We start from the raw sequence: 1,542 nt of genomic DNA on the forward strand, positions 1-1,542 counted from the left end.
AGTACCTGGCGGCCGAGCCGCCGGTGGCCCCGCCCACGGCGCTATCGCGTCAGGGCACCCAGCCCCGCAAGATCGACCGCCTGACGGGTGTGGTGGACGCGTGGCTGCGGGCCGACATCACGCTGAAGGCCAGCGTGATCCACGAAAGGCTCGTCGACCAGCACGGCTGGGACGGGCACTACCAGCGGGTGAAGATGTACTGCGCGCAGGCCCGGCCACAGATCGCCGCCGAGCTAGAGGCCGAACGGGACGGCGCCGACAGTGGGGCCAGCAGCGGGTTGCGCGGGCTGCACCGCCGGTTCGAGACCGTCCCGGGCGCCCAAGCGCAAGTCGATTGGGGAGACGAAGGCGGCATCCTGGCGCACGCGGGCATCACCAAGGTGTACTCCTTCCACATGGTCCTGTCCTATTCCCGGGACCCGTTCTGCTGCTTCACCACCTCGATGGACCTGGCGACGTTCTGGGAGTGCCACCGGCGGGCGCTCGCCCACTTCGGCGGCGCTCCGGGCGTGATCGTGTATGACCGGACCAAGACCGTGGTCAAGCGGCACGTCGCGCCGGGCAAGGCGGTGCCGCTGCATCCGCAGGCGGTGGCGTTCGCCGGCCACTACGGCTTCGACCTGGACGTCCTGGCGGCCTACCGGCCGACGGGCAAGGGACGGGTGGAGCGTCAGGTCGAGATCATCCGCGATCATGTCCTGGCCGGGCGCAGCTTCGCCTCGATCGCCGAGTTGGACGCCGCGTTCACCGCGTGGGTGCCGATCCGCCGCGGCCAGGTGCACCGCACCCACGGCGAGGTCATCGGCCGGCGTGCCGAGCGGGATCATGCCGCGTTGCGGGCGTTGCCGTCGGCGCCGTATCTGGTGACCGACAAGCACCTGCGCCGCGTCGGCAAGGACTGCCTGATCTCCTTTGAGGGCAGCCTGTATTCGGTCCCGGCCCGGCGCATCCGTGCTCGTCAGCAGGTCGAACTGCGCGTCACCGGCAGCGAGGTGCTCATCTGCGATCCGGCCGCCGTCACCCGCGCCGAGGCGCTGCTGGCCGCTCACCCCCGCGCGAGCGTGCGCGGCTCGTGGGTCATCGATCCCGCGCACTGGGACGGGCTGCCAGACGGTCACACCCGCGCCGTCACGATCAGCGATCACGGCAGCGATCACGGCCCTGGAGTCGACGACCGGCACACCGCCGAACACAGCGAGCACGCCGCCACATCGAAGGCGCTGGAGGCGCTGCTGGGCCGATCCGCCGCCGCCCGAGCCGCCACCGAGGTCACGGTCGCCCGCCGTCCGCTGGCCGACTACGACCTGGCCGCCGGGCTCGGCCAGATCGCCGTGACGCCGGGCACGCTCAACTGACCCCCATACCGCACGGGCTCCAGCCGGGGGCACCGGCCGATTCGTGCACCCCGGGGCGCGATCAATCCATCGCCACACCACAAACCAGCCACGACAACCATGACGATGACAAGGAATCCGATGAGCACCGATATCACCTACACACCTGATGGCATCAACCCGCGTCTGGCCCTGGACTTCACTGAGA

1 protein-coding gene is annotated in these 1,542 nt (G+C 70.4%); it reads left to right on the forward strand.

The annotated features are described in order from the left end of the window. Positions 1–1,355 (forward strand): IS21 family transposase (gene istA, locus ACTWPT_RS59910; protein ID WP_443186461.1); only part of this gene is annotated, 1,355 nt, incomplete at its 5' end. Positions 1,356–1,542 lie beyond the last annotated feature (187 nt).

The organism is Nonomuraea sp. 3N208, assembly GCF_052245935.1.
In the GTDB taxonomy this organism is placed as follows: domain Bacteria; phylum Actinomycetota; class Actinomycetes; order Streptosporangiales; family Streptosporangiaceae; genus Nonomuraea.